Origin of the sequence: Duganella dendranthematis, assembly GCF_012849375.1 — a bacterium.
GTDB classification, from domain to species: domain Bacteria; phylum Pseudomonadota; class Gammaproteobacteria; order Burkholderiales; family Burkholderiaceae_D; genus Rugamonas; species Rugamonas dendranthematis.
On sequence record NZ_CP051684.1, the window covers coordinates 6008830 to 6031670 of the forward strand.

Genomic DNA, 22841 nt, shown 5'->3' on the forward strand with positions numbered 1-22841 from the left:
AATCAGTCTCCCCTGTCCTCCCTGCCGCCAGCCGATCCATGTCCCGCGCCCTGCCCTTCCTCATCCGTAAAGAGTGCCCGCCCGGCGCCTGCGTATGCGGCCGCGACGACTTGCTGGACGCATGGGAACGGGCGCCGGACGATGCCGATATCCGCGTGCTGAAGCTCACGCGCGAGGAGGAAAAGAAGCTGGTGGCCGCCATCGAAAATCTCGCCACCTATGAAGACCTGGGCCGCATCAAGCGCCGGCTGGACGAACTGCTGGGCATCACGCTGACCATCACGCCATCGGTACGCGGCGTCAGCACGGTGATGGGCCTGTCGATCAAACTGGCCGAGAAGCCGGGCCTGTGCCGCAAAACGCATGAGGCCCTGCCCGCCGCGCTGCGCCGCTGCTTCCGCAACAAGCCGGACATCGTGTACGCGTTGCTGAACGCCGGCGACCTGCTGGCCACCGACGACTAGTCGGTATGGAACTCGCTGGCGTTGACGAACAAATCCCACGCCGCGAGAAACAGCGCCGCCACCACCGGACCGATGACAAAGCCGTTCAGGCCAAACAGCGCCATGCCGCCCACGGTGGACAGCAGCACCACGTAATCGGGCATCTTGGTGTCCTGCCCCACCAGCACGGGGCGCAGGAAGTTGTCCACCAGGCCGATGACGAACACGCCGAACACCGCCAATGTCACGCCCTGCCACACAGAGCCCGTCGCCAGGAAGTACACCGCTACCGGCGCCCAGACAATGGCCGCGCCCACCGCCGGCAGCAGCGACAGGAAAGCCATCAACACGCCCCACAGCACCGGCGCGCTCACGTCCAGGAACCAGAAGATCAGGCCACCCAGCGCGCCTTGCGCGATGGCGACCAGGATGTTGCCCTTGACTGTGGCGCGAATCACCGTGGTGAAGTTCTGGAACAACCGTTGCTTGTACTTGCGGCTCAGCGGCACTGCCTCGCGGATGCGCTTGGCCAGCTTGTCGCCATCGCGCAGCAGGAAGAACAGCAGGTACAGCATGATGCACAAGCCGGTCAGGAAGTCGAAGGTGTACAGGCCCGCATTAATAGCGCGCGTGGCCACTTCCTTGCTCACCTGCGACGCCGCTTCGGTGAGTTTGGCCTGCAAATATTCCAGGCTGGTCAGATGGAAGCGGTCCAGCAGCGACACCAGCCAGTTCGGCAGCGCCGCCATCAGCTTATTGAAAAACATGGCGACCGTGATTTCACCCGACTGCACCATCTGCACCACGGCTGCGGCCTGGTTGACGATCGAGATCGACACCAGTGTCAGCGGCAGGATAACGATCACCACGATCAGCAGCAGCGTCAGAACGGCGGCCAGGCCGGCCCGGTTGCGGGTGCGCTGCAACAACCAGCGATAAATCGGCGCGAACAGGATGGCCAGCACCACACCCCAGAAAATGGCGCCGCCGTACGGCGCGAGTATCCAGACAAAGCCGATGGTGACTAACGCCAGCAGGGCGAGGAATACTTTTTGTTGGAATGAGAACTGGGGCATTGGCGGCGCGCTCAATCGTCGTCGTTCGGATCAAGATCGGGGAACATCACCTCGGTGAAGCCGAACTTGGAAAAGTCCTTGATGCGCATCGGGTACAGCTTGCCCAGCAGGTGATCCACTTCGTGCTGCACCACGCGCGCGTGGAAGCCGTCGACGTCGCGCTTGATCGGCTGCTGGTGTTCATCCACGCCCTCGTAACGCAGCTTGACGTAGCGCGGCACGCTGCCGCGCAGGCCAGGCACCGACAGGCAGCCTTCAAAGCCCTCTTCCATCTCGTCCGACAGCGGAGTGAGGATGGGATTGATTAATACCGTTTCCGGCACCTGCGGCGCATCCGGATAGCGCGCGTTCTGTTTGAAGCCGAAGATCACCAGTTGCAGATTGACGCCGATCTGCGGCGCCGCCAGCCCGGCGCCATTGGCGGCATGCATGGTGTCGAACATATCGGCGATCAGCGCCTTCATCGCCGGTGTGTCGAACTCGGTCACCGGTTCAGCCACGCGCAGCAGGCGCGGATCGCCCATCTTCAGGATTTCTCTTACCGTCATCGCGTTTCTCCCTTGATATCGCACTGTATCTGGCGCAGGAACTCGCAGTATTCGTCGCCCGTTTCCAGGTGCTTGAGGCCCATCGCGGTAGTGGCCTTCAGGTAGCCCAGCTTGGAGCCGCAATCATAGCGCGTACCGTCGTATCGGTAGGCCAGCACACGTTCGTCCTTCATCAGCGCGGCGATGCCGTCGGTGAGCTGGATCTCGCCGCCGGCGCCCTTGCCGATGTTTTCCAGGTAGCTGAAGATGCGGCCCGTCAGCACATAGCGTCCCACCACCGCCAGCGTGGACGGCGCCACTTCCGGCATCGGCTTCTCGACGATGCCATGCACCTGTTCCAGCTTTGGCTGATAGGCGCTGGCGCTGACGATGCCGTATTGGCGCGTTGCCGCGCGCGGCACGTCCTGCACCGCCAGGATGCTGGACTGCTCACGCTCATACACCTCGGTCATCTGCGCCAGCACCGGCTTGACGCCGTCCTCGGTATCCATGAAGTCATCGGCCAGCAGCACGGCAAACGGTTCGTCGCCTACCACCGGCCGCGCGCACAGCACCGCGTGGCCGAGGCCGAGCGGCGCCGACTGGCGGATGTAGATGCAGTTGATATGTTTAGGGATAACGTTCTGTACCAGATCCAGCAGCACGCGCTTATTGGCCGCTTCCAGCTCGGCCTCCAGCTCATAGGCGGTGTCGAAATGGTCTTCGATGGCGCGCTTGTTACGGCCAGTGATGAACACCATCTCGGTAATGCCGGCCGCCACCGCTTCCTCCACCGCGTATTGAATCAGCGGCTTGTCGACGATGGGCAACATCTCTTTCGGCTGTGCCTTGGTGGCAGGGAGAAAACGGCTACCGAGACCGGCAACCGGGAAAACTGCTTTTCTTATTTTGGTCATGTTATTTTTGTGCGAGGAGTTCGAGCAGGCCGGCTTCATCCAAAATGGTGACTTCCAGCTCTTGTGCTTTGGCCAGTTTGCTGCCGGCGTCTGCGCCGGCAACCAGATAGTGTGTTTTTTTCGAGACCGAACCGGAGATCTTGCCGCCCTCCGCTTCAATCAGCGCAGCAGCCTGGTCGCGGCCCATATTCGGCAAGGTGCCGGTTAATACAAAGGTTTTGCCGGTCAGGTGACCTTCGGCGGCCACTGTTTCCGGCAGCTGCGCCAGCAGGTCGTTGCGCAGCAGATGCAGCGCCTTGACTTGCGCGCGGTTAGCCGGCTCCGACATCCACGCCTCAAGCGCATCCGATACAGTGGCCGGCAGGCCGAAGACGTTGAACACCTGCAGGTAAGCCAGCGCTTCCAGCGTCACGCCTTCTTCCACCAGCTGCTTGCTGCGCGGTTCCGTCAATTTGGGAATCGCCAGCGCCGCCATCAGCTTGACCGTGTCCAGCTTTTCGCGCAGCTTGGCGCTTGGCGGATGCTCGTCTTTCGGCGCCACACCGGCGGCCAGCAGTGCATCGATGGCTTCCTGGTTCTTCTCTTCGGCGAAGAAGTCGGCGATCGATTCAGCCACGGTGCCGCCAATATCGGGCAGCACGCGCAGCAGCGCGGCCGGCACGCGGCGGATGAGGTCAAAGCGGCCCAGCCACTCGGCCAGCGTCTTGGCGGTGGACTCGCCGACGTGGCGGATGCCCAGCGCGAACAGCAGGCGCTCCAGCGGCGGATTCTTGCTGGCGGCGATGGCCTCCAGCAGATTGTCCGCCCACTTGGTGGCGATCTTGCCCTTGGCGACCGTCTCCGGCGTCGTGCCATCGCGTTCATCGGCGAGGCGCTTCATTTCCAGCAGGTCTTCCAGCTTCAGCGAATACAGGTCGGCCACGCGCTGCACCTTGCCCCATTCGACCAGACTGTCGATGTAGCGGTCGCCCAGGCCTTCGATGTCCATCATGCGACGGCCGGCGAAGTGGCGTATGGCTTCCTTGCGCTGCGCGGAACAGAACAGGCCACCGGAGCAGCGCGCAATCGCCTCGCCCTCTTCGCGCACAACGTGCGAGCCGCACACCGGGCAGGTTTTCGGCAGCACGTATTGCGCCGGCTCCGGCGTTGGACGACGCTCCAGCACCACCGCCAGCACCTCAGGAATCACGTCGCCGGCGCGCCGCACGATGACGGTGTCGCCAACGCGCACGTCCTTGCGGCGCACCTCATCTTCATTGTGCAGCGTAGCGTTCGTAACGTTGACGCCACCGACGAACACGGACGCCAGCCGCGCCACCGGCGTAATCGCGCCGGTGCGGCCGACCTGCACTTCAATCGCCTGCACGACGGTCAGCGCTTCTTCGGCCGGGAATTTGTGCGCCAGCGCGAAACGCGGCGCACGCGAAACGAAGCCCAGCGCGCGCTGGTCGGCCAGCAGGTTGGCCTTGTAGACCACGCCGTCGATCTCGTACGGCATGCCTGGACGGGCGTCGCCGATCTGCTTGTAGTACGCCATCAGGCCATCGTAGCCGCGCACCAGCGAGGCTTCCTTGGCCACCGGCAGGCCAAGCTGGCGATACCAGTCCAGCAGCGCGGAATGCGACAGCGGCATCTCGGCGCCTTCCAGCGCGCCGACGCCATAGGCAAAGAAACTCAGTTTGCGCGAGGCGGTGATGCGTGAATCCAGCTGTCGCAGGCTGCCCGCCGCGGCGTTGCGCGGGTTGGCGAATTCCTTCTGTCCCGCTTCGCGCTGGCGGGCATTCAACGCTTGGAAATCGCGCTTGAACATCAGCACTTCGCCGCGCACATCAAGGATGGCGGGCGGGTTGTCGGTCTTCAGGCGCAAAGGGATGCTACGGATGGTGCGGATATTGGCGGTGACATCCTCGCCGGTGTAGCCGTCGCCGCGCGTGGCCGCCTGCGCCAGAACGCCATCGATATAGCGCAGGTTGATGGCCAGGCCATCGTACTTTACTTCGGCTGCGTATTCCACCAGTGCGGCCGTATCCAGGCCTTCGCGCACGCGGCGGTCGAAGTTCTCGATATCCTCGTCGCTGAAGCCGTTATTCAGCGACAGCATCGGCACCGTGTGCGTGACTTGGTCGAACTGCGGCAGCGGGGCCGCGCCTACGCGCTTGGTCGGCGAGTCCGGCAGCGCCAGCTCGGGGTATTCTTCCTCCAGCTTTTGCAGCGTGATAAACAGCTTGTCATACTCCGCGTCCGGAATAGTCGGCGCGTCTTCCACATGATAGGCGTGCAAATGCCGGTTCAGCTCCGCGCTGAGTTGCTCGATGCGCGTTTTGAAATCTACTTCCGTCATTACCTAACCTTCTTAGCTGAACAAACGCATCGCGCGGGTGGAACCGGCCGGAATATCCGCATCGTTCATCTCGGCGTAGAAATCCTGCACCTGGCCGGCGATCTCGGTCAGCGCCGCATCCGACAGCGGCTGGTTGTAGTCGTCGACGATGGTGCCGTCAAGGCGTACCATCAGGCCCTTGGCGCAGGCGACCATCGCGCCGAAACCGTCACGCGCCGGCGCCACGCACGGCACGTCCAGCAGCAACGTCAGGCGCGCAGTGGTTTCCTCGGCCGGCGTCACATTGGTCGACAGCGAGAACAGGAAGCCGCCCTCGCCGTCCGGCATCACGAAGCGGCCGTCCGGACGCAGGTCGAAGCCTTGCTTCTCCAGCGCGCCGATCAGCGTGTTGATGGCCCATGGCGCGCCGTTCGATTGCAGGTTGACGCCCAACTGAGCATCGTGACCGGCGACGAAGCGGTGCAGGTTGCGCGCTTCAGCCATTACTTCGATCATGTCGGGGATCTGCGGCTCGGCGCCGATTTCGTCGGCCATGGCGCGCAGGCGCGTCACCAGTTCCGAGTATTCCAGTTCGTTCAGCGCGGTGCTGCGGCTGGCCAGTTGCACGCCGCCTTGCAGTTCGGTGTAGACGCCGCCGTGGGCGACTGGTTCCCAATCGCCGCTGACGGCCTTGCCGATGTAGTGCACCGGCTTGCTGCCGACCATGCGCAGGGTTTGCAGCACCGGCAGCAGCTTGTCACCGCGCGCCGGAGCTTCCAGCGCCAGCGGCAGCAGGCAGTCGATCAGCGGATCGACCAGGGCGGTGGCCTGTTCCGCCGCCGCTGCCGATGCCGCGTTGGCGCGCGCCGCCAGTTCCTCTTCGCTGACGGTCAGCAGCGCGCCATCGTCACTGGTGAAGTCCGCTGCCAAAGCACCGAGTGCGGCAGCTGCCGCCGATGCTTCGCCGCCGGCGACGCCGGGCGCGGAACTGTCAAGCGAGAAGCTTGGCTCCTGGCGCGCATGCGGCGCAGCAGGATTGATCGCTGTCGGCGCCAGTTGCGGTTCTTCGCCGCCGGTGCGCATCAGCACATCGTCATGGTCGGTCGAGAAAGCGCGTTCCACGCTTTTCTTGGCCTTGTATTCCTGGATTTTGTTGTACGTGAAGACGCCGGCGATAAACACGCCTGCGGCTGCGAGTAAGCTGATTTGAAGGTCTGTCATGCTGCTTGTGCCTCGGAAGCGAAGTTTGCGGCGGATTCCATATCCACCGCCACGATGCGCGATACACCCTGCTCTTGCATCGTCACACCGATCAGTTGATTGGCCATCTCCATCGCAATCTTGTTGTGCGAGATGAAGAGGAATTGAGTATGTTCAGACATGCGCTTGACCATGCGGCAGAATCGTTCGGTATTGGCGTCGTCCAGCGGCGCGTCCACCTCGTCGAGCAGGCAGAAAGGCGCGGGATTCAGGCGGAACATGGAGAACACCAGCGCGGTGGCGGTCAGCGCTTTCTCGCCACCGGACAGCAGGTGGATGGTGGCATTCTTCTTGCCCGGCGGCTGGGCCATGACCTGCACGCCGGAGTCGAGGATTTCGTCGCCCGTCATAATCAGTTTGGCCTGGCCGCCGCCGAACAGGATTGGGAACAGTTCGGAGAAGTGGCCGTTGACGCGGTCGAAGGTATCCTGCAGCAGATCGCGGGTTTCCTTGTCGATCCGGTTGATGGCGTCTTCCAGCGTGTTGATCGCCTCCGTCAGATCCGCGTTCTGCGAATCGAGGAAGTTCTTGCGCTCGGACGCCGTCGCCAGCTCGTCCAAGGCCGCCAGGTTGACGGCGCCGAGAAGCGAGATAGCGTTGGTCAGGCGCGTCACCTCGCCTTGCAAGTAGGACGCCTTCATCTCCGGATGCAGCTTCTCGGACAGCGCCGCCTCGTCGGCCTGCACCTCGGCCAATTGCGCCGCAAACTGCTCCTGGTTCAGGCGCGCGGCCTGTTCCTTCAGTTGCATTTCCATGATCTTGTCGCGCTGCGGTTGCAGCGCGCGCTCGGTCGACATGCGCCCCTCCTCGAACAGGCGCAGTTGCTGCGCGATCTGATCGAGTTCGTGGCGCGCGTCGGATAGCGCTTTCTCCTGCGCCGTGCGGCGGTCCAGTAGCTCTTGCAGGCCATCGCTGGTTTCGCCGGATTCCAGCTCTTCCAGCTCCATGCGGCCCGATTCCAGGCTCTCCGTCACCTGCGCCACCTGCGCGTTGGCAGTGGCGATATTGCGGCGGAATTCCTCGATCTTGCTGCGCTGGGTCTTCTCGGCGAACTGGACTTCCTGCGCCGAGCGTTCCAGGTCGCGCAGCGCTTCGCGCGCATCGGCCAGGCGCTGCTCCTTTTGCATAAAGTCGGTCTGGCCGTCTTCATGCGTGCCTTGCAGGTTGCCGAGTTCCATATCCAGCTGCTCGAACTTTTCTTCCGACTCCAGCTTGACCTGGGTGTGTTCTTCCTCCTGCGCGGTGATTTCGGCCAGGTCGGCTTCGATCTGCGTGCTACGCTGGTTGAAGCGCGCTTCCACCTCGGACAGCTTCATCACCTCCAGCTGCATGGTATGTACCGACGATTGCAGGCTTTGCAGCTTGGCGCGGTATTCGGCCAGGCGGCGCGTCAGGTCCGACACGGCGGCGTCCGCGCGCACCGAACGCGAACGCGCTTCGTCGGCCAGCATCTGCTGCGCGCGCAGCTGCTTGGTGATGTTGTCGATTTCCTGCTGGCGTCCCAGCATGCCATCCTGCTCGGAATCGGCGGCGTAGAAACGCACGCTGCCCTGCGTGATGACGTGGCCCTGACGGGTGATGATGCTGCCGCCGGCCGGCAGCTTGCCCCGATCGGCAAACGCTTCGGCCGCGTCTTCGGCGATGTAGACGTTGTGCAGCCAGTCCTGCAGCAAACCACGCAAGCCAGGATCGTTCAATTTCAGCAGATTGAGGAAAGGCTTGAGGCCAGGCGCTTCCAGCGGCGCTGGCGGCACGGCGGTGGACGGCGCAAACAGCGCCAGCTTGGCCGGCGGCGCATCGCTGAAAAAGGCCTTGGCCCAGTCGATATTCGACATCTGCAAGGCCGAGGTGCGCTCGCGCAACACCGATTCCAGCGCCTGCTCCCAGCCTGCCTCGATATTCAGTTTTTGCCATAACCGGGGCAGCGATTCCAGCTCGTGCTTTTGCAGCCACGGCGTCACCTTGCCCTGCGTTTGCACGCGTTCCTGCAACTGGCGCAGCGCATTCAGACGCGCTTCCAGCTGCGCGTTGGCGGTGGTTTCGGCGTTGACCTGCTGCTGCGCCTCCTGGCGTTCCTGCTCCAGCCTGGGCTGCTGCTCCAGCGCTTCTTCCAGCACGAAGTTCTGCTCCTCCAGCGCCTGCTGCTTCTCTTCCAGCTGCATGCGCAGGTTGGACAGGTGCGAGCTGTCCGGCAGACTCAAACCGTTCTTCTCCTGCTGCAAACGCTCGCGCCGCACGGCCAGGCCGTTGAGGATGTTGTTGGCGTTACGCTGGTGCGCGGACTCCAGCTCCAGCTGTTGCTGCGCCTGCATAATGCGAGCGCGCGATTCGGTGCTCAGCGTCTGCGCTTCTTTCCACGCCTGCTCCAGCATCGGCAGCGACTCGGCCTTTTGCTCGGCCATCATCTGCGCCTCTTCCACCTTGGCGCCCAGTTCTTCCAGTGTGAATTCGGCTTCCGCAATCTGCTCGCCGTATTCGCTGGACTGGCGCTGCCACTGGTCGCGCTGCGCGGTCAGCGCCGCCAGCTGCGATTGCAGGCGCGTGCGCGATTCGAGCGCGAACTTGATCTTGGCTTCCAGGCTGCCGATTTCGGCGTTGGTCTGATACAGCGCGCCTTGCGCCGTGTGCAGACGGTCGCCGGCGGCAAAGTGCGACTGGCGCATCTGCTCCAGCGACAGTTCGACGTTGCGCAGCTTGGCGGTCTGCTCTTCCAGATCGTTCTGCGCCTGTTCGACTTCGCGGAAGTATTTTTTCTGCTCGTTCTCGGCTTCCACCTTGCGCAGCAGCCAAAGCAGCTTTTGCTTCTCTTCCTGGTCGGCTTGCAGCTGGTGGAACTTGGTCGCCACGGCGGCCTGGCCTTCCAGCTTCTCCAGGTTGGAATTCAGCTCGCGCAGGATGTCTTCCACCCGCAGCAGGTTTTCGCGCGTGTCGTGCAGACGGTTCTCGGTTTCGCGGCGGCGTTCCTTGTACTTCGAGACGCCGGCGGCTTCCTCCAGGAACACCCGCAGCTCTTCCGGACGCGACTCGATAATCCGCGAGATCATGCCCTGGCCGATGATCGCATAGGCGCGCGGACCGAGGCCGGTGCCGAGGAAGATGTCCTGGATGTCGCGCCGGCGCACCGGCTGGCCGTTGATGTAGTAGGTCGAGGTGCCGTCGCGCGTCAGCGTGCGCTTGACGGCGATTTCGGCATACTGGCCCCACTGGCCGGCGGCCTTGCCGGCGTGATTGTCGAACACCAGTTCCACCGACGAGCGGCCGGCCGGCTTGCGGTGGGTCGAGCCATTGAAGATCACGTCCTGCATCGACTCGCCGCGCAATTCCGAGGCCTTCGATTCGCCCAGCACCCAGCGCACGGCATCGATGATGTTCGACTTGCCGCACCCGTTGGGACCAACCACGCCAACCAACTGACCCGGCACCTGGAAATTGGTGGGATCAACGAAAGACTTAAATCCCGACAATTTGATGGAAGATAGACGCACGTTGTTATCTGGTGTGGGGGCTGTAAAATTTCACAATAATACCATTTTGCGTATCATATCAGGCCAAAAACACAGACGGCTACACCATTGTCCTAACGCAGCTGCGGCCGTGGCGCGCGCCACATGGCGCGGGTAAACGGATGATCGCGGCCGGACAGGAAGAGCGCGGCCTTGGTAATCCACATCTCGGCCGGGATCGGCTCGGCATGGGGCGCCAGCAGCAGGATGGGCACGCACAGCACGACCAGCACGCGGCTCAGCGCCAGATGCCCTTCGCCGCTGGCGTACCTGATAAACGCGGCCGCTACTACCAGCCCCAGCAGGCAGCCGGTGATCGCTTCAGAACTGGAATGCGCCTGCACGTAGACGCGCGAAATCGAAATGAGCACGGCCAGCACCACGCCGGCCAAGGTGCCGAGCTGGCGTGCCCACAGCGGGGACGAGCGCGTAATCAGGAAGCCGGCCACCGGGTAGACAGCGGCGGCGCGCATTGCGTGGCCGCTGAAGCCGGCAAAATCGACCGATTGCACGCCGATGCCCCAGCCGACGAACGCCATTTTGGTGATCACCACCAGCGCCATACCCGCGCCAAACAGCGCCAGCCAGATGGCGGTCAGCCGCCAGGACTTCCCGGCCACCAACCAAAACACAATCGCCACGCCAAGCGGCCCGGTCACCGCCAGGCTGCCAATCACACTTAACCAGTGCCACCAAACCATCGTGCTTTTTCCCATTTCACCGTGTGACAACATTCTAGCCTTCATTGCAGCGCAACAAAAGTGAAGTTCAGGTTAAAGTACCAACGGGCAAGCAGAATATTTTAAAAGTGATCATTCTTGGCAAGAACACTTCCATCAATGTCCGCGAAGTATGGCGGACCTGCGCTGAAATCGGCGTTTCATATCAACTTCAACCGTTCTGCGGGACCGATGTGCAGCACCTCAATCCTCACGCCATGGTGCCGGTCTTGGTGGACGCCGGTGAGGTGTTATGGGAGTGACGCTGGCCGATATCGTGCTGGGCCTGGCATTCAACCGCTGGCTATCGACGCCGATGGAGCGTCCTGCCCTGCCGGCACTGTCCGCCTGGGCCAAGCTGCTGGGCGAGCGCCCAGGCTGGCTGCTACATGGCGCCAACGGCGCGCCGTAATCAGGGCAGGCCGAACTGCGCCACCACGAAATCGACAAAACTGTTTAGTTTGGGCGTAGCTTGCCGACCGCGCGGATAAATCAGGTGCAGCGGCCGCATCGGCGGCATGAAGTCACGCAAGACCGGCACCAGGCGGCCGACTGCGATCTCTTCAGCGACGACGATTTCCGCCAGCATGGCCAGCCCGAAACCGTTGAGCGCCATTTGCTTGAGTGCCTGACCATTATTGGAACGAAACCGGCTAGGCTTGGGCGCAGCGCTTGGATTCAGCCGCCAGCGCACTACGCGCCGCCAATGCAGGAAATCCAGGCATTGGTGATGGGCCAGATCGGCCGGCGTGCGCGGCGTGCCGTATTGCGACAGGTAAGCTGGCGCAGCGCAGATTACCATGCCGTAAGGCTGAAGCGGCCGGGCAATCATGGTCGAATCCTCCAGGCGGCCAATCCGGATGGCCGCGTCCAGCCCCTCTTCCACCACATCGGAGATGCGTTCGCTCAGCTCCAGGTCGACGCTGACTTCGGGATGGGCCACCATGTAGTCCGGCAGGCTCGGCGCCAGCAATGCGCTGCCAAACGCGACCGGGGCACTGATCCGCAAGATGCCGCGCGCGCTGCTGCGCATGGCCAGCGCGCCCGAATCCGCACTTTGCACGTGAGCGAGGATCTGCCGGCACTGCTCGCAGTACTGCTCGCCGATTTCGGTCAGACTCTGGCGACGCGTGGTGCGGTTCAATAGCCGCGTGCCGAGCCGCTGCTCCAGCTCGGCGATGTGTTTGCCGACCATGACCACCGACATCTCGAACATCTTGGCAGCCGCCGTAAAACTGCCGGCTTCAACCACGCCGACGAAGACTTCCATACTACGTAATCTGTCCATGATTGTGAATCATCGGTTAAAAATATTGTAAATATTAGAGCATTTATATTTTTTCGGTTTAAAACGATACTAAGTTTTTCTTTCCGGAGTGACCGAGATGGATTTTTCGACCTGGCTGCTATTCCTGTCGGTATCGTTGGCTGCGGCGTTCAGCCCCGGCCCTGGCGTGTTGATGGCGATTTCCACCGCATCCAGCCAGGGCGCCCACCGCGCGCTCTACAGTTCGGCGGGCAACGCGCTAGGCGTATTTGTCGTCGCAGCGACGGCGGCAACCGGTTTAGGCCTGGTGTTGCAAGCGTCCGCGCTGGCGTTCGGACTGTTGAAAGCAGCCGGCGCGGCGTATCTCGTGTATCTCGGCATCAAGGCATGGCGCAATGCCGGCGCGCCGGCCGACACGCAGGCGACACAGCCAATGGCGCAAAGCCGCTTCCAAACGTTTCGCTCAGGATTGCTGATCGCGGTCAGCAATCCAAAGGCGATCCTGTTTTTCACTGCCGTGTTCCCGCAGTTTATGCCGCATGACCATATCGACCTGCATCGTTTCCTGTTGCTGACGTCGACGTTCACGATCTGCACGTTGGTATCGCATTTCTTTTACGTCAGCTGCGCGGCGTGGCTGACGAGGAACGTAGCAGCCAGCGCAAGCCGCCGCCGTCTGGCCGGCCGCAGCACGGCGGTGGTGTTCATCGGAATGGGCGGCGCACTATTAGCCGTGCGTTAGCCAGCCGCCGCCTGGCTGGCGATGGCGTCGTTGTCGGCGCTGCGGGACAGGGCTTGCGAGAGTGCCACGGCGACCACGCCTTCTGCGCGGGCGACCTGGGCACTGCCGTCGCGGAAGCGGCGGATCAGGTCGTCGCCGGACATGGAGAAGGCCTCCTGCCGCGCGGCGGTCGAGAAGATGTACAGCGTGCGGCGCGGACTGATCCACGCCAGTTTGACTTTGCGGCTGCTGCCGTCTTCCTGCTCAAACGCCAGCCACATGCCGCGCGTGAGGCTGTCCACTTCGATCAGGGCAACGTCCTCTTCGGCTAGCGGCGCGGTCTGGTGGTCGGCCGCAGCCTCGGCTTCGGCCTTGGCTTGCAGCGCAAGCCGGCGCTCGGCGGCTTGCTGGGCGACCTGCATGGCGATTTCCACCTGCCGTTCGGGCGACATTTCCAGCGGCGCGCGGACGATCGAGGCATGGCATTCAGCCAGCTCGGCAAAGAATTGCAGACGGTCGGCGTCCTGCCACTTGATGACATCCAACCATTTATTCAGCGCGGACAACAGCCCCGGCAGCTTGGCAATCAACTGCTTGCGGTCGTCGGCCGTCAGCTTGGGACGCACGCTCCAGATCAGGTCGTCCATGGTTTTGGTGGCGTTGTTGACGGCGCCGGGCTTGTCGTCTTCAATGCTGTAGGCGATCGTCAGTACCGAGGTCCAGCGCTGTTCGAGGAAAGCTTCCACCACGGCAATGACTTCGCCGGTGCCGATGCGCAAGGCGACGGCGTTCCTGGCCAGCTGGTTCGACTCGGCCAGCTTTTCCTGCTTGAGCGCAGCGGCGATCGGGGCGGCGATGGCCGCTGCGGCAGCCTTCTCTTCCGCCTGGATCGAGGCTTCCAGTTCATTGACGGCTTCGGTGAACACAGACAGCTCTTGCTCGTAGTCGCGGCCGACCCGGTCAACGCTGCGCTGCATGGCCTGGAATAGCGGGTCGTCCGGGCCTTTGCGCTGCTCCCAGCCCATGCGCGACAGCAGTTCCAGGAGGCGGCGCGCGGGGTGGGCTTCCTGGAAGAAGAAGTTTTTGTCGACCAGGGCGGCTTTCAGCACCGGGATTTGCAGGAAGCGGATCAGCTCGCGAATTTCGGGCGAGATGGTTTGGTCGCGGAAGACGGTGTCGAAGACGGCGGACAGCAGGTCGATGGTGGACTCGTCTGCGCGCGTCAGGCTTCCTTGCGGCATGGTTTGCTTGAGGGTCGGCAGGTAGAAGATGTTGCCAGCGGACGTGCTCTGCGCAGATGCAGACGCTGGCGTCGCGCCGCCGGTGACGGCCGCCAGAGTACCAATGGATTCGTAAGGCACGGCCTTTTGCAGCTCGGCGAGGTAGGCAAGCAAGGGCTGCTTGGCGTCAACTTGCGCCAGCCGCTGGGCGGTTTCGTTCGGCAAAGCGCCGGCATGGAATCCCTGCGCCGCGCCTTGCACCCAGCCGCCAACCTGCTCGCCCACAGCACCTACCGCGTCGCCGGGATGACCAGCGGCCACGCGAGGCACCAGCAAGCCGACCGCGACCGGCTGGGCGGCGCTCATGCCGGCGATCGCGGCCGTGCCGGCTGCGTGGCCGCGCGTGGCTTGCGGCGCGGCGTTGGGCGCCCACGTGCTGCCGGCCGACAACGCCGCTGCAGGCAAGTCCGGTATCGTCAGGTCGACGCCGCCGGCGTGCAGCATGCCGCTGGCGATGCCGTCCACAATCTGCCCCGCCGCCGATCCCGCCACATCGCTCGACGCAAAAAACTGCCTTAGCTGCTGCGCCAGCGCCGCCTGATTGGTTTTTGCCTTGGCCGCCATCCCGCCATCCAGCTTGCGGCGCTTGTAGCCATCCGTTCCGCCCGGCACCACGCCACTACTCTGCAAAGCCAGGCTCAACGCCTCCAGCATCGGCCCCAGCGCAATGAACATCTCCGGCTTGATCCATGGCTGCAACAGCCCTGCCGACGCTTCCTCCGGATCAAATTCCGTCCAGGCCTGCTGCAAAGCCTCGAGAAACACCGCCGGCCGAAACGGATTCTGGCTCAGCCGCAAAATATCGCGATCCAGCAAAAACGCCAGCCGCACATTCAGCGTCTGCAAGGCATCCGCATGCAACACCTCGAACGGCTTGCTGACGCCGCCCAGCGCGACCTGATTATCCATTTCCTCGAACGGCACCAGCGACAGCGGCTGGTCCGCACTGCGCGCCCCCCCGCTTGACGGCGGGCGCCAACTCCGCGATTTCGCGCCGCAACGCCTTTTCCAGCGAACTGGTCGCCAGATGCAGAAACGCAAAATTCCGATTCCACAGCTGGTTGCCGGCGCGAATGCGCTGCTGGATCAACCGTGTGTCGCCATCCGTGGCATCAATCAGCGCCCCGGCCAGCTTGTTGGCCAGCTCCAGATACTGATCACCGGCGTGCTTGACCGCAATCCCAATTAACTCCTCCAGCAAGGCGTGACGGGGCGACACCGTCTTTTTCGGCGCTGCGGGCGTTGTTGGAGGTGCAACCATGGGTGTGCCTGATGAATGAAATCAACTGTCCACTACATTGTTACATGATATTTCCATCAAGCAATACCAAGAAGCCAAGAATATGCAATTTTTTGCGTATTTTGCGACGGCTCAACAGGCAAGCTTGCAGTTTCCCTAAGATAAAAAACTCCCTCCACCGTCCACCAAGGATGCCCATGAAATTCCTGCACAACCTGGAAACGTCCCGCAAGCTGCTGGCTGCCTTTGCTGTGGTGCTCAGCCTGACAGCGCTGATGGGGCTGAGCGCGCTGTCGCGCATCAGCGCGATCAACCATGCGTCGGCGGAACTGGCCGGCAAGTGGCTGCCGCAAACCATGTCGGCGCTGGCCAAGCGCAACGAGGCACTACTCAGCGAAGGCGCAACACCGTCGCCGGAAGCCCAATTGCAGCAAACCCGCGCCCTCAATACCCAGCTGAGCCAGCTGCTGGTCTCGGCCATTCAGTCCAGCCAGGAAGCCACTCGGCAGACCGATGAATTGTACGTCAGCGCCCGCGTCACAACCTACAGCCTGCTCTTCCTGGCTGTTGCCGGCGGCACGCTCCTGGCGCTGTGGACAGCGCGCTCGATTACCACGCCGCTGCAGCAGGCCATGCTGGTGGCGCAACGCATCGCCAGTGGCGACCTCGGTACGCAAATCGCACCGCAGCCGGACAACCAGACCGGCAAGCTGCTGCGCGCCATGCAGCACATGAACGACAGCCTGCAGGCCATCGTCTGCCGGGTGCAGCACGGCGCACGGGCGATCGGCGGCGCGGCGACGGAAATTGCGGACGGCAACCAGGATCTGTCCGCGCGAACGGAGCAGCAGGCGTCGGCGTTGGAGGAGACTGCCTCGTCAATGGAACAGCTGACCGCCACCGTACGCCAGAATGCCGGCCATGCGGTGGAGGCCAACAAGCTGGCGCTGTCGGCGTCGGCCGTCGCGCTGCGCGGCGGCAATGATGTGGCACAGGTGGTCGGTACCATGGCGTCAATCAACGATAGTTCGCGCAAGATTGCGGAAATCATCGGCGTGATCGATGGCATTGCTTTCCAGACCAATATCCTGGCCTTGAATGCGGCAGTGGAAGCGGCGCGCGCCGGCGAACAAGGGCGTGGTTTTGCGGTAGTGGCGTCGGAAGTCCGCAGTCTGGCGCAACGCTCCGCGGCGGCGGCCAAGGAAATCAAGGAGCTGATCGACGATTCGGTCGACAAGGTGGCGCGCGGCACGCAACTGGCCGATCAGGCGCGCAAAACGATGGATGAGGTGGTGGGCAGCGTCAAGCAGGTGACTGGCCTGATCGGCGAGATTGCCGCCGCCAGCGCCGAGCAGACTGCGGGGCTGGAACAGGTCAACCAGGCGATTCTCGCGATGGATCAAGCCACGCAGCAGAATGCCACGCTGGTCGGTCAGGCCGCCATGGCCGCCGCCTCCATGCGCGCCGAAACCGGCAAGCTGGGCGATGCGATCAGCTTGTTCGCCGCGACTGACATGCAGCGCGCTACAGCGGCATCGGCACCAGTCAAACCTGCCACAACATTGCCGCCCGTACAGCCGCCGCGCTCTGCGCCACCAATGCGGCCGTCGGCTGGCGCCCTTTCCCGCCCGGCGCGCGCCGCGCAGCAACCGCAACAGCCAGTCGAATGGGAAGAGTTTTAATCTGCCAGCAAGGCATGCTCCTACAACCCACCAGGGAGTATTCCGATACCGACCCAGCCTTGCTCCGAGCATCATGAAGTCACCGGAAACGCCTCAGCATTTACGCCAAGGTGTCACCGGCGAGTACGTTCTTTTCACTTTATCAAAGGAATCAAAAATGAACTCGAACCAAAAAAGCAGCACCAGCAACAGCAGCAATCAAGGCTCGAAACAAGGCTCGAATCAGAGCAACAAGCAGTCGGGCAACGCCGGTTCGTCCAGCGGCGCACGCACTGGCACCCAGGGCGGCACTCATGAGCAGCACGTCGAAGCTGGTCGTCAAAGCCACAAGAATGACGGCAACAAGCAATCCGGCAACCGCTAAGTAGACAATCAGCGGTAAATGCGGCGCCCCGCGCGCCGCATCGCCGAAGCTCTCAATAAATTCTAAATGTTGGCTACCCGCTGGCCGGCAGGCGGTACAAAGTCCGTCACCCCGTTCACCAATCCCACTTTTAACGCTTCGGCCGCCGTCAGATGCAGGTCCGAATATTCGTGCGTGCGCCAATTGTCGTCACTCAACTGCACATGGTTACGCAGGATTTGCTCGGTACGGGCGTCGTCCGCCTGCAAGCCTTCGACGATGATACGCAGGGCGTCCGGTCGGGCGCCATGCGGCGCGCTGGCGTGCGACTTGTGCACCATGAAGCGCGCCGTGTCGCTGGCATAGCGCTCGGCGCCGGCCAGGAACAAAATCACTGCGATCGACGCCACGGCGCCGGCATTGTAGGTGACGATCTTGATCGGCAACTTGCTCAGGTAGTTGTACAGACAAATACCGTCGCTGACATAGCCGCCGTTGGACTGAATCAGGATGTGGGCCGTGGTAATCCGGTCCTCGGTCATATCGGCAACGGCGTCAAACACGCGGCGGACCATGTCGCTGTTAACGTCGCCGGACAGCGTGAACCACGCGTGCCCTTCATAACTGGTGTGATCTTGGCTCATGGTTGGGCTCTCGAAATAGTGTGATTAATTCTAGCAAATTGTTTCTTTTCCAGCTTTTCTGTTGTTCATTCGTGCGCACAGGGGCAAAAATTGACATTCAAGCCCTTCTGACATATATTCCCGAGTCTTGATCGGGAGAGGGCAAACCAGCTTTGCCGCCGAAGGGGCACTACCCACAAACTCTCAGGCAAAAGGACCGGTCAAGGGGCCAGAAAACGGCTCAAACTCTGGAGAGAGATTGCATGGGCAATCCACCGAAGGGGCGTGCGGAAGCAGCTTTCCGCTATCTCTCAGGTACCAAGGACAGAGGGGTTTGGAATATGCGTATTCCCTGTTAACCTCTTTTCGTTTGGACCGGACATGACGCTCAAAGCCACCCCCCTCAATAACGCACACCGCGCAGCCGGCGCCCGCATGGTCGATTTCGGCGGCTGGGACATGCCGGTCAACTACGGTTCCCAAATCGAAGAACACAACGCCGTGCGCACCGACGTCGGCATGTTCGACGTCGCCCACATGTGCGTGGTCGACATCAAGGGCGACAACGCGCGCGCTTTCCTGCGCGGCCTGCTGGCCAACAACGTCGACAAGCTGCAAGTATCCGGCAAGGCGCTCTACTCCTGCATGCTGAATCCGGAAGGCACCGTGATCGACGACCTGATCGTCTACTTCATCAACGAGAGCTGGTTCCGCCTGGTGGTCAACGCCGGCACCGCCGAGAAGGACGTGGCGTGGATGCAGGCGCAAAATGACGCCACCAGCAGCGGCCTGACCATCACCCAGCGCCGCGACGGCGGCAGCGATGCCATGGCGCTGATCGCCGTGCAAGGCCCGAACGCCCGCGCCAAGGTGTGGGAAGTGATTCCGGAATCGAAGGAAGCCACCGCCGACATGAAGCCGTTCAACGTCGCCTTCGCCCAGAGCGCCGCGTTTGGCGAGGCGATGATCGCCCGCACCGGCTACACCGGCGAAGACGGTTTTGAAATCGGCGTCGCCGCCGACAAGGCGGAACAGCTGTGGAACGCGCTGACCGCCGCCGGTGTCAAACCGGCAGGCCTGGGCGCACGCGACACGCTGCGTCTGGAAGCCGGCATGAACCTGTACGGCCAGGACATGGACGACACCGTGAACCCGCTGGACGCCGGCCTGGCATGGACCATCGACCTGGTCTCCGAACGTGACTTCATCGGCAAGGCCGCGCTGCAAGCCAAGGGGCAGAACAGCCAGTTCGTCGGCCTGATCCTGCGCGAAAAAGGCGGCGTGCTGCGCGCGCACCAGAAAGTCATCGTGGCCGGCAGCGAGGCCACCGGCGAAATCACCAGCGGCACCTTCAGCCCTTCGATGCAGCAGGCGATCGCGCTGGCGCGCGTGCCGATGGGCGTGAACGTCGGCGACACCGTCCACGTAGAAATCCGCGACAAGAAACTGGCTGCTTCCGTGGTGAAGCTGCCGTTCGTCCGTAACGGTAAAATCCTGGCAGTCTAATTTAATTCACCACCTCTGGAGCCCAAACATGAACATTCCTGCAGACCTGAAGTACACCGAATCCCACGAGTGGGTACGCGCTGAAGAAGACGGCACCGTCACCGTTGGTATTACCGAGTACGCGCAGGACGCGCTGGGCGACATCGTCTTCGTCGAACTGCCGAAAGTCGGCGACAGCTACGAAGCCGGCAACGACGCCGCCGTGGTGGAATCGGTGAAAGCCGCCAGCGACATCTACGCCCCAGTGGCCGGCGAAGTCGTGGCCGTGAACGAAGACGTGGTCAACGCGCCGGAATCGATCAACGCCGACGCTTACGCCAACTGGCTGTTCAAGATCAAGCCGGCAGACGCCAACGCGATCAACGGCCTGCTGGACGCCGCAGCCTACGGCAAAAACACCGGCGCTTAATCACAGCGCGCCATGAGGCCAGCCTTGCGCTGGCCTTTTTGTATTTCCCTCTCTAGCCCTGACATATCATGACCCGCACCAGCCTCTCCCAACTCGAAGCACGCGACGCCTTCATCGCCCGCCACATCGGCCCAGACGCCGCAGAACAGCAGGACATGCTGTCGGTCCTCGGCTACGCCACGCGCGCCGCCCTGATCGACGCCATCGTGCCCGCCAACATCCGCAACAAGGCCGCGCTGCCACTGGGCGCCTACACCCAGCCGATGCCTGAGCAGGAAGCGCTGAACCAGCTGAAGAAGATCGCCTCGAAAAACAAGGTGCTCAAGTCGCTGATCGGCCAGGGCTACTACAACACGCTGACGCCGAACGTCGTCCTGCGTAACATCTTTGAAAACCCGGCCTGGTACACCGCCTATACGCCGTACCAGCCAGAGATTTCGCAAGGCCGCCTGGAAGCCATCCTGAACTTCCAGCAGACCATCACCGACCTGACCGGCATGGGCATCGCCAATGCGTCGATGCTGGACGAAGGCACCGCCGCCGCCGAAGCGATGACGCTGATCCAGCGCGTCAGCAAATCGAAATCGAATGTGTTCTACGTCGCCGACGACGTGCTGCCGCAAACGCTGGAAGTGATCCAGACTCGCGCCAAACCGCTCGACATCGACATCAAGACCTTCCACCCGGCCGAATTGTCCGCCGTCGGCGACTGCTTCGGCGTGCTGCTGCAATACCCGGGCGTGAACGGCAATGTGCGCGATTACAAAGCCGACGTCGCAGCCATCAAGGCAAAAGGCGCGATGGTAGTTGCCGCCGCCGACCTGCTGGCGCTGACCATGCTGACGCCTCCGGGCGAATGGGGCGCCGATGTCGTCGTCGGTAACTCGCAGCGCTTCGGCGTACCGCTGGGCTTCGGCGGCCCGCACGCCGGCTACATGGCGACCCGCGACGAATTCAAACGCTCGATGCCGGGCCGCCTGGTTGGCGTCACCATCGACGCGCAGGGCAACAAGGCGTACCGCCTGGCGCTGCAAACCCGCGAGCAGCACATCCGCCGCGAAAAAGCCACCTCCAACATCTGCACCGCGCAGGTTCTGCTGGCGGTGATGGCCTCGATGTACGCCGTCTACCATGGCCCGCAAGGCCTGCAGCAGATCGCCAAGCGCGTGCACCGCCTGACCGGCGTGCTGGCGTCGAACCTGAAAACGCTGGGCTACACCATCACCAACGACAGCTGGTTCGACACCCTGACCATCAACGTCAAAAACGCCGAGCAGCTGCATGCATCGGCCCACTCGCACGGCGTCAACCTGCGCGTGATCGACGCTTCGCACGTCGGCATCTCGCTGGACGAAACCACCACCCGCGAAGACATCGCGCTGCTGTGGACCGTGTTCTCGCATCCTGTCGGCGGCCCGGCCCACGGCCCGGACTTCGACAGCGTGGAAGCCGCCGTCGAGCGTTCGTTCCCTGAAGCGCTGCAACGCGAAAGCGCCTACCTGACGCACCCGGTATTCAACCGCTATCACTCGGAAACCGAGATGCTGCGCTACCTGCGTTCGCTGGCCGACAAGGACCTGGCGCTGGACCGCACCATGATCCCGCTGGGTTCCTGCACCATGAAGCTGAACGCCACCAGCGAAATGATCCCGGTGACCTGGCCTGAGTTCTCGACCATCCACCCGTTCGCGCCGGAAGCGCAAACCATCGGCTACCGCGAGATGATCGCTTCGCTGGAAGAGATGCTGTGCGCGGTGACCGGCTACGCCGCCATCTCGCTGCAGCCTAACGCCGGCTCGCAAGGCGAATACGCCGGCCTGCTGGTAATCCAGGCTTACCACCAGTCGCGTGGCGAAGGCCATCGCAACATCTGCCTGATTCCATCGTCGGCGCACGGCACCAACCCGGCATCGGCTTCGATGGTCGGCATGCAGGTAGTGGTCACCGCCTGCGACGAAAACGGCAACGTCGACCTGGCCGACCTGAAAGCCAAGGCCGAGCTGCACTCGAAGAACCTGGCGGCCGTCATGGTCACCTACCCTTCGACTCACGGCGTGTTTGAAGAAGGCATCCGCGAACTGTGCGACATCATCCACAGCCACGGCGGCCAGGTTTACGTCGACGGCGCCAATATGAATGCATTGGTTGGCGTGGCCGCACCAGGCGCGTTCGGCGGCGACGTTTCGCACCTGAACCTGCACAAAACCTTCTGCATTCCACACGGCGGTGGCGGCCCAGGCGTCGGCCCGATCGGCGTTGGTGCGCACCTGGCCAAATTCCTGCCGAACCAGCGCTCGAACGGCTACATCCGCGACAACGCCGGCATCGGCGCCGTCTCGGCTGCGCCATACGGTTCGGCGTCGATCCTGCCGATTTCGTGGATGTACATCGCCATGATGGGCGCCGAAGGCCTGACCGCCGCGACCGAAACCGCGATCCTCAACGCCAACTACATCGCCCGTCGCCTGTCGCCGCACTTCCCTGTGCTGTACTCGGGCCACGACGGTCTGGTGGCGCACGAGTGCATCATCGACCTGCGTCCGCTGCAGGATGCCACCGGCATCTCGAACGAAGACGTGGCCAAGCGCCTGATGGACTTCGGCTTCCACGCACCAACCATGTCGTTCCCGGTACCGGGCACGCTGATGATCGAGCCGACCGAGTCGGAATCGAAAATGGAAATGGACCGCTTCATCGACGCCATGATCGCCATCCGCGGCGAGATCGCCAAAGTGGAAAGCGGCGAATTCGACAAGCTGGACAACCCGCTGAAATTCGCGCCGCACACCGCCCAGGTGCTGACGGCCGACGTCTGGGAGCGCAAGTATTCGCGTGAAGTGGCGGCCTACCCGCTGCCATCGCTGCGCAAGCAGAAATACTGGCCACCAGTCGGCCGCGCCGACAACGTCTACGGCGACCGCAACCTCTTCTGCGGCTGCGCGCCGATAAGCGACTACGAGTAATCCTCGTCCGCCCCAAAAAGCCCGGCTGCGCGCCGGGCTTTT

The 22841-nt window shown here is 62.8% G+C and carries 20 protein-coding genes and 2 riboswitches; of the genes, 9 read left to right on the forward strand and 11 right to left on the reverse strand.

All coding sequences use genetic code 11. The annotated features are described in order from the left end of the window. Window positions 1-38 precede the first annotated feature (38 nt). Window positions 39-464 (forward strand): hypothetical protein, encoded by a 426-nt coding sequence (locus HH213_RS27490; protein WP_169114397.1) that lies wholly within the window; start codon window positions 39-41, stop codon window positions 462-464. Here the strand turns inward: HH213_RS27490 and HH213_RS27495 are convergent. The 7 genes from HH213_RS27495 to HH213_RS27525 form a co-directional block, all read right to left on the reverse strand. Further along, window positions 461-1519 carry an AI-2E family transporter gene (locus HH213_RS27495; RefSeq protein ID WP_110849701.1) on the reverse strand — a complete coding sequence of 353 codons (1059 nt, stop codon included), beginning with the start codon at window positions 1517-1519 and terminating at the stop codon, window positions 461-463. The two genes, HH213_RS27490 and HH213_RS27495, sit on opposite strands and share 4 nt — an antisense overlap. A gap of 11 nt (window positions 1520-1530) precedes the next feature. Further along, window positions 1531-2067 carry a peptide deformylase gene (gene def / locus HH213_RS27500; RefSeq protein WP_110849700.1) on the reverse strand — a complete coding sequence of 179 codons (537 nt, stop codon included), beginning with the start codon at window positions 2065-2067 and terminating at the stop codon, window positions 1531-1533. Continuing rightward, complete coding sequence (gene galU / locus HH213_RS27505) at window positions 2064-2963, reverse strand: UTP--glucose-1-phosphate uridylyltransferase GalU (RefSeq protein WP_110849699.1); 900 nt, start codon at window positions 2961-2963, stop codon at window positions 2064-2066. Before galU ends, def begins: the two co-directional genes overlap by 4 nt. A 1-nt stretch (window position 2964) precedes the next feature. Continuing rightward, on the reverse strand, window positions 2965-5304 hold the full coding sequence (gene ligA / locus HH213_RS27510) for an NAD-dependent DNA ligase LigA (protein WP_169114398.1): 2340 nt from the start codon (window positions 5302-5304) through the stop codon (window positions 2965-2967). A 12-nt stretch (window positions 5305-5316) separates the two neighbouring features. Beyond that, window positions 5317-6504: a cell division protein ZipA C-terminal FtsZ-binding domain-containing protein gene (locus HH213_RS27515; protein WP_169114399.1), complete on the reverse strand. Its 1188-nt coding sequence runs from the start codon at window positions 6502-6504 to the stop codon at window positions 5317-5319. Further along, a complete protein-coding gene (gene smc / locus HH213_RS27520) occupies window positions 6501-10028 on the reverse strand; it encodes a chromosome segregation protein SMC (RefSeq protein ID WP_110849696.1) in 3528 nt (1175 codons plus the stop codon). The genes HH213_RS27515 and smc overlap by 4 nt, the downstream gene beginning before the upstream one ends. Before the next feature lie 92 nt (window positions 10029-10120). After that, window positions 10121-10747, reverse strand: a complete 627-nt coding sequence (locus tag HH213_RS27525; protein ID WP_169114400.1) for a phosphatase PAP2 family protein — start codon at window positions 10745-10747, stop codon at window positions 10121-10123. Between the two features lie 44 nt (window positions 10748-10791). On the opposite strand from HH213_RS27525, the gene HH213_RS30725 reads away from it, so the two are divergent. Both HH213_RS30725 and HH213_RS30730 read left to right on the forward strand, forming a co-directional pair. Continuing rightward, window positions 10792-11028, forward strand: a complete 237-nt coding sequence (locus HH213_RS30725; protein ID WP_371875687.1) for a thioredoxin domain-containing protein — start codon at window positions 10792-10794, stop codon at window positions 11026-11028. Next, window positions 11019-11177: a glutathione S-transferase family protein gene (locus tag HH213_RS30730; protein WP_371875688.1), complete on the forward strand. Its 159-nt coding sequence runs from the start codon at window positions 11019-11021 to the stop codon at window positions 11175-11177. Before HH213_RS30725 ends, HH213_RS30730 begins: the two co-directional genes overlap by 10 nt. Here the strand turns inward: HH213_RS30730 and HH213_RS27535 are convergent, their stop codons facing one another. Continuing rightward, a complete protein-coding gene (locus HH213_RS27535) occupies window positions 11178-12053 on the reverse strand; it encodes a LysR family transcriptional regulator (RefSeq protein ID WP_169114401.1) in 876 nt (291 codons plus the stop codon). A 97-nt stretch (window positions 12054-12150) separates the two neighbouring features. Here HH213_RS27535 and HH213_RS27540 point away from each other — a divergent pair, with 97 nt between their 5' ends. After that, entirely contained in the window at window positions 12151-12774 is a 624-nt protein-coding gene (locus tag HH213_RS27540; protein ID WP_169114402.1) for a LysE family translocator, read from the forward strand. On the opposite strand, the gene HH213_RS27545 is transcribed toward HH213_RS27540, so the two are convergent. Continuing rightward, the gene (locus HH213_RS27545) at window positions 12771-14942 is read right to left on the reverse strand and encodes a DUF1631 family protein (protein WP_229263193.1); all 2172 of its coding nucleotides are present in this window, start codon (window positions 14940-14942) and stop codon (window positions 12771-12773) included. The genes HH213_RS27540 and HH213_RS27545 overlap by 4 nt on opposite strands. After that, a complete protein-coding gene (locus HH213_RS30375; RefSeq protein WP_229263194.1) occupies window positions 14935-15294 on the reverse strand; it encodes a hypothetical protein in 360 nt (119 codons plus the stop codon). Before HH213_RS30375 ends, HH213_RS27545 begins: the two co-directional genes overlap by 8 nt. A gap of 176 nt (window positions 15295-15470) precedes the next feature. On the opposite strand from HH213_RS30375, the gene HH213_RS27550 reads away from it, so the two are divergent. Beyond that, window positions 15471-16955, forward strand: a complete 1485-nt coding sequence (locus tag HH213_RS27550; RefSeq protein ID WP_169114403.1) for a methyl-accepting chemotaxis protein — start codon at window positions 15471-15473, stop codon at window positions 16953-16955. 157 nt (window positions 16956-17112) lie between these two features. Then, window positions 17113-17319 carry a hypothetical protein gene (locus tag HH213_RS27555; RefSeq protein ID WP_110849690.1) on the forward strand — a complete coding sequence of 69 codons (207 nt, stop codon included), beginning with the start codon at window positions 17113-17115 and terminating at the stop codon, window positions 17317-17319. Window positions 17320-17381: 62 nt separating this feature from the next. On the opposite strand, the gene HH213_RS27560 is transcribed toward HH213_RS27555, so the two are convergent. Then, window positions 17382-17942: an ATP-dependent Clp protease proteolytic subunit gene (locus HH213_RS27560; protein WP_110849689.1), complete on the reverse strand. Its 561-nt coding sequence runs from the start codon at window positions 17940-17942 to the stop codon at window positions 17382-17384. Between the two features lie 122 nt (window positions 17943-18064). Beyond that, a riboswitch (glycine riboswitch) is annotated at window positions 18065-18151 on the forward strand. 8 nt (window positions 18152-18159) lie between these two features. Beyond that, window positions 18160-18259, forward strand: a riboswitch (glycine riboswitch). A gap of 43 nt (window positions 18260-18302) precedes the next feature. Between HH213_RS27560 and gcvT the strand changes: the two genes are divergently transcribed. From gcvT to gcvP, 3 genes are all read left to right on the forward strand, one after another. Beyond that, the gene (gene gcvT, locus HH213_RS27565; RefSeq protein ID WP_169114404.1) at window positions 18303-19427 is read left to right on the forward strand and encodes a glycine cleavage system aminomethyltransferase GcvT; all 1125 of its coding nucleotides are present in this window, start codon (window positions 18303-18305) and stop codon (window positions 19425-19427) included. Between the two features lie 28 nt (window positions 19428-19455). Then, window positions 19456-19836, forward strand: coding sequence for a glycine cleavage system protein GcvH (gcvH, locus tag HH213_RS27570; RefSeq protein WP_110849687.1), 381 nt, complete (start codon window positions 19456-19458; stop codon window positions 19834-19836). Between the two features lie 68 nt (window positions 19837-19904). Next, complete coding sequence (gene gcvP / locus HH213_RS27575) at window positions 19905-22799, forward strand: aminomethyl-transferring glycine dehydrogenase (RefSeq protein WP_169114405.1); 2895 nt, start codon at window positions 19905-19907, stop codon at window positions 22797-22799. The last annotated feature ends 42 nt before the right edge of the window (window positions 22800-22841 follow it).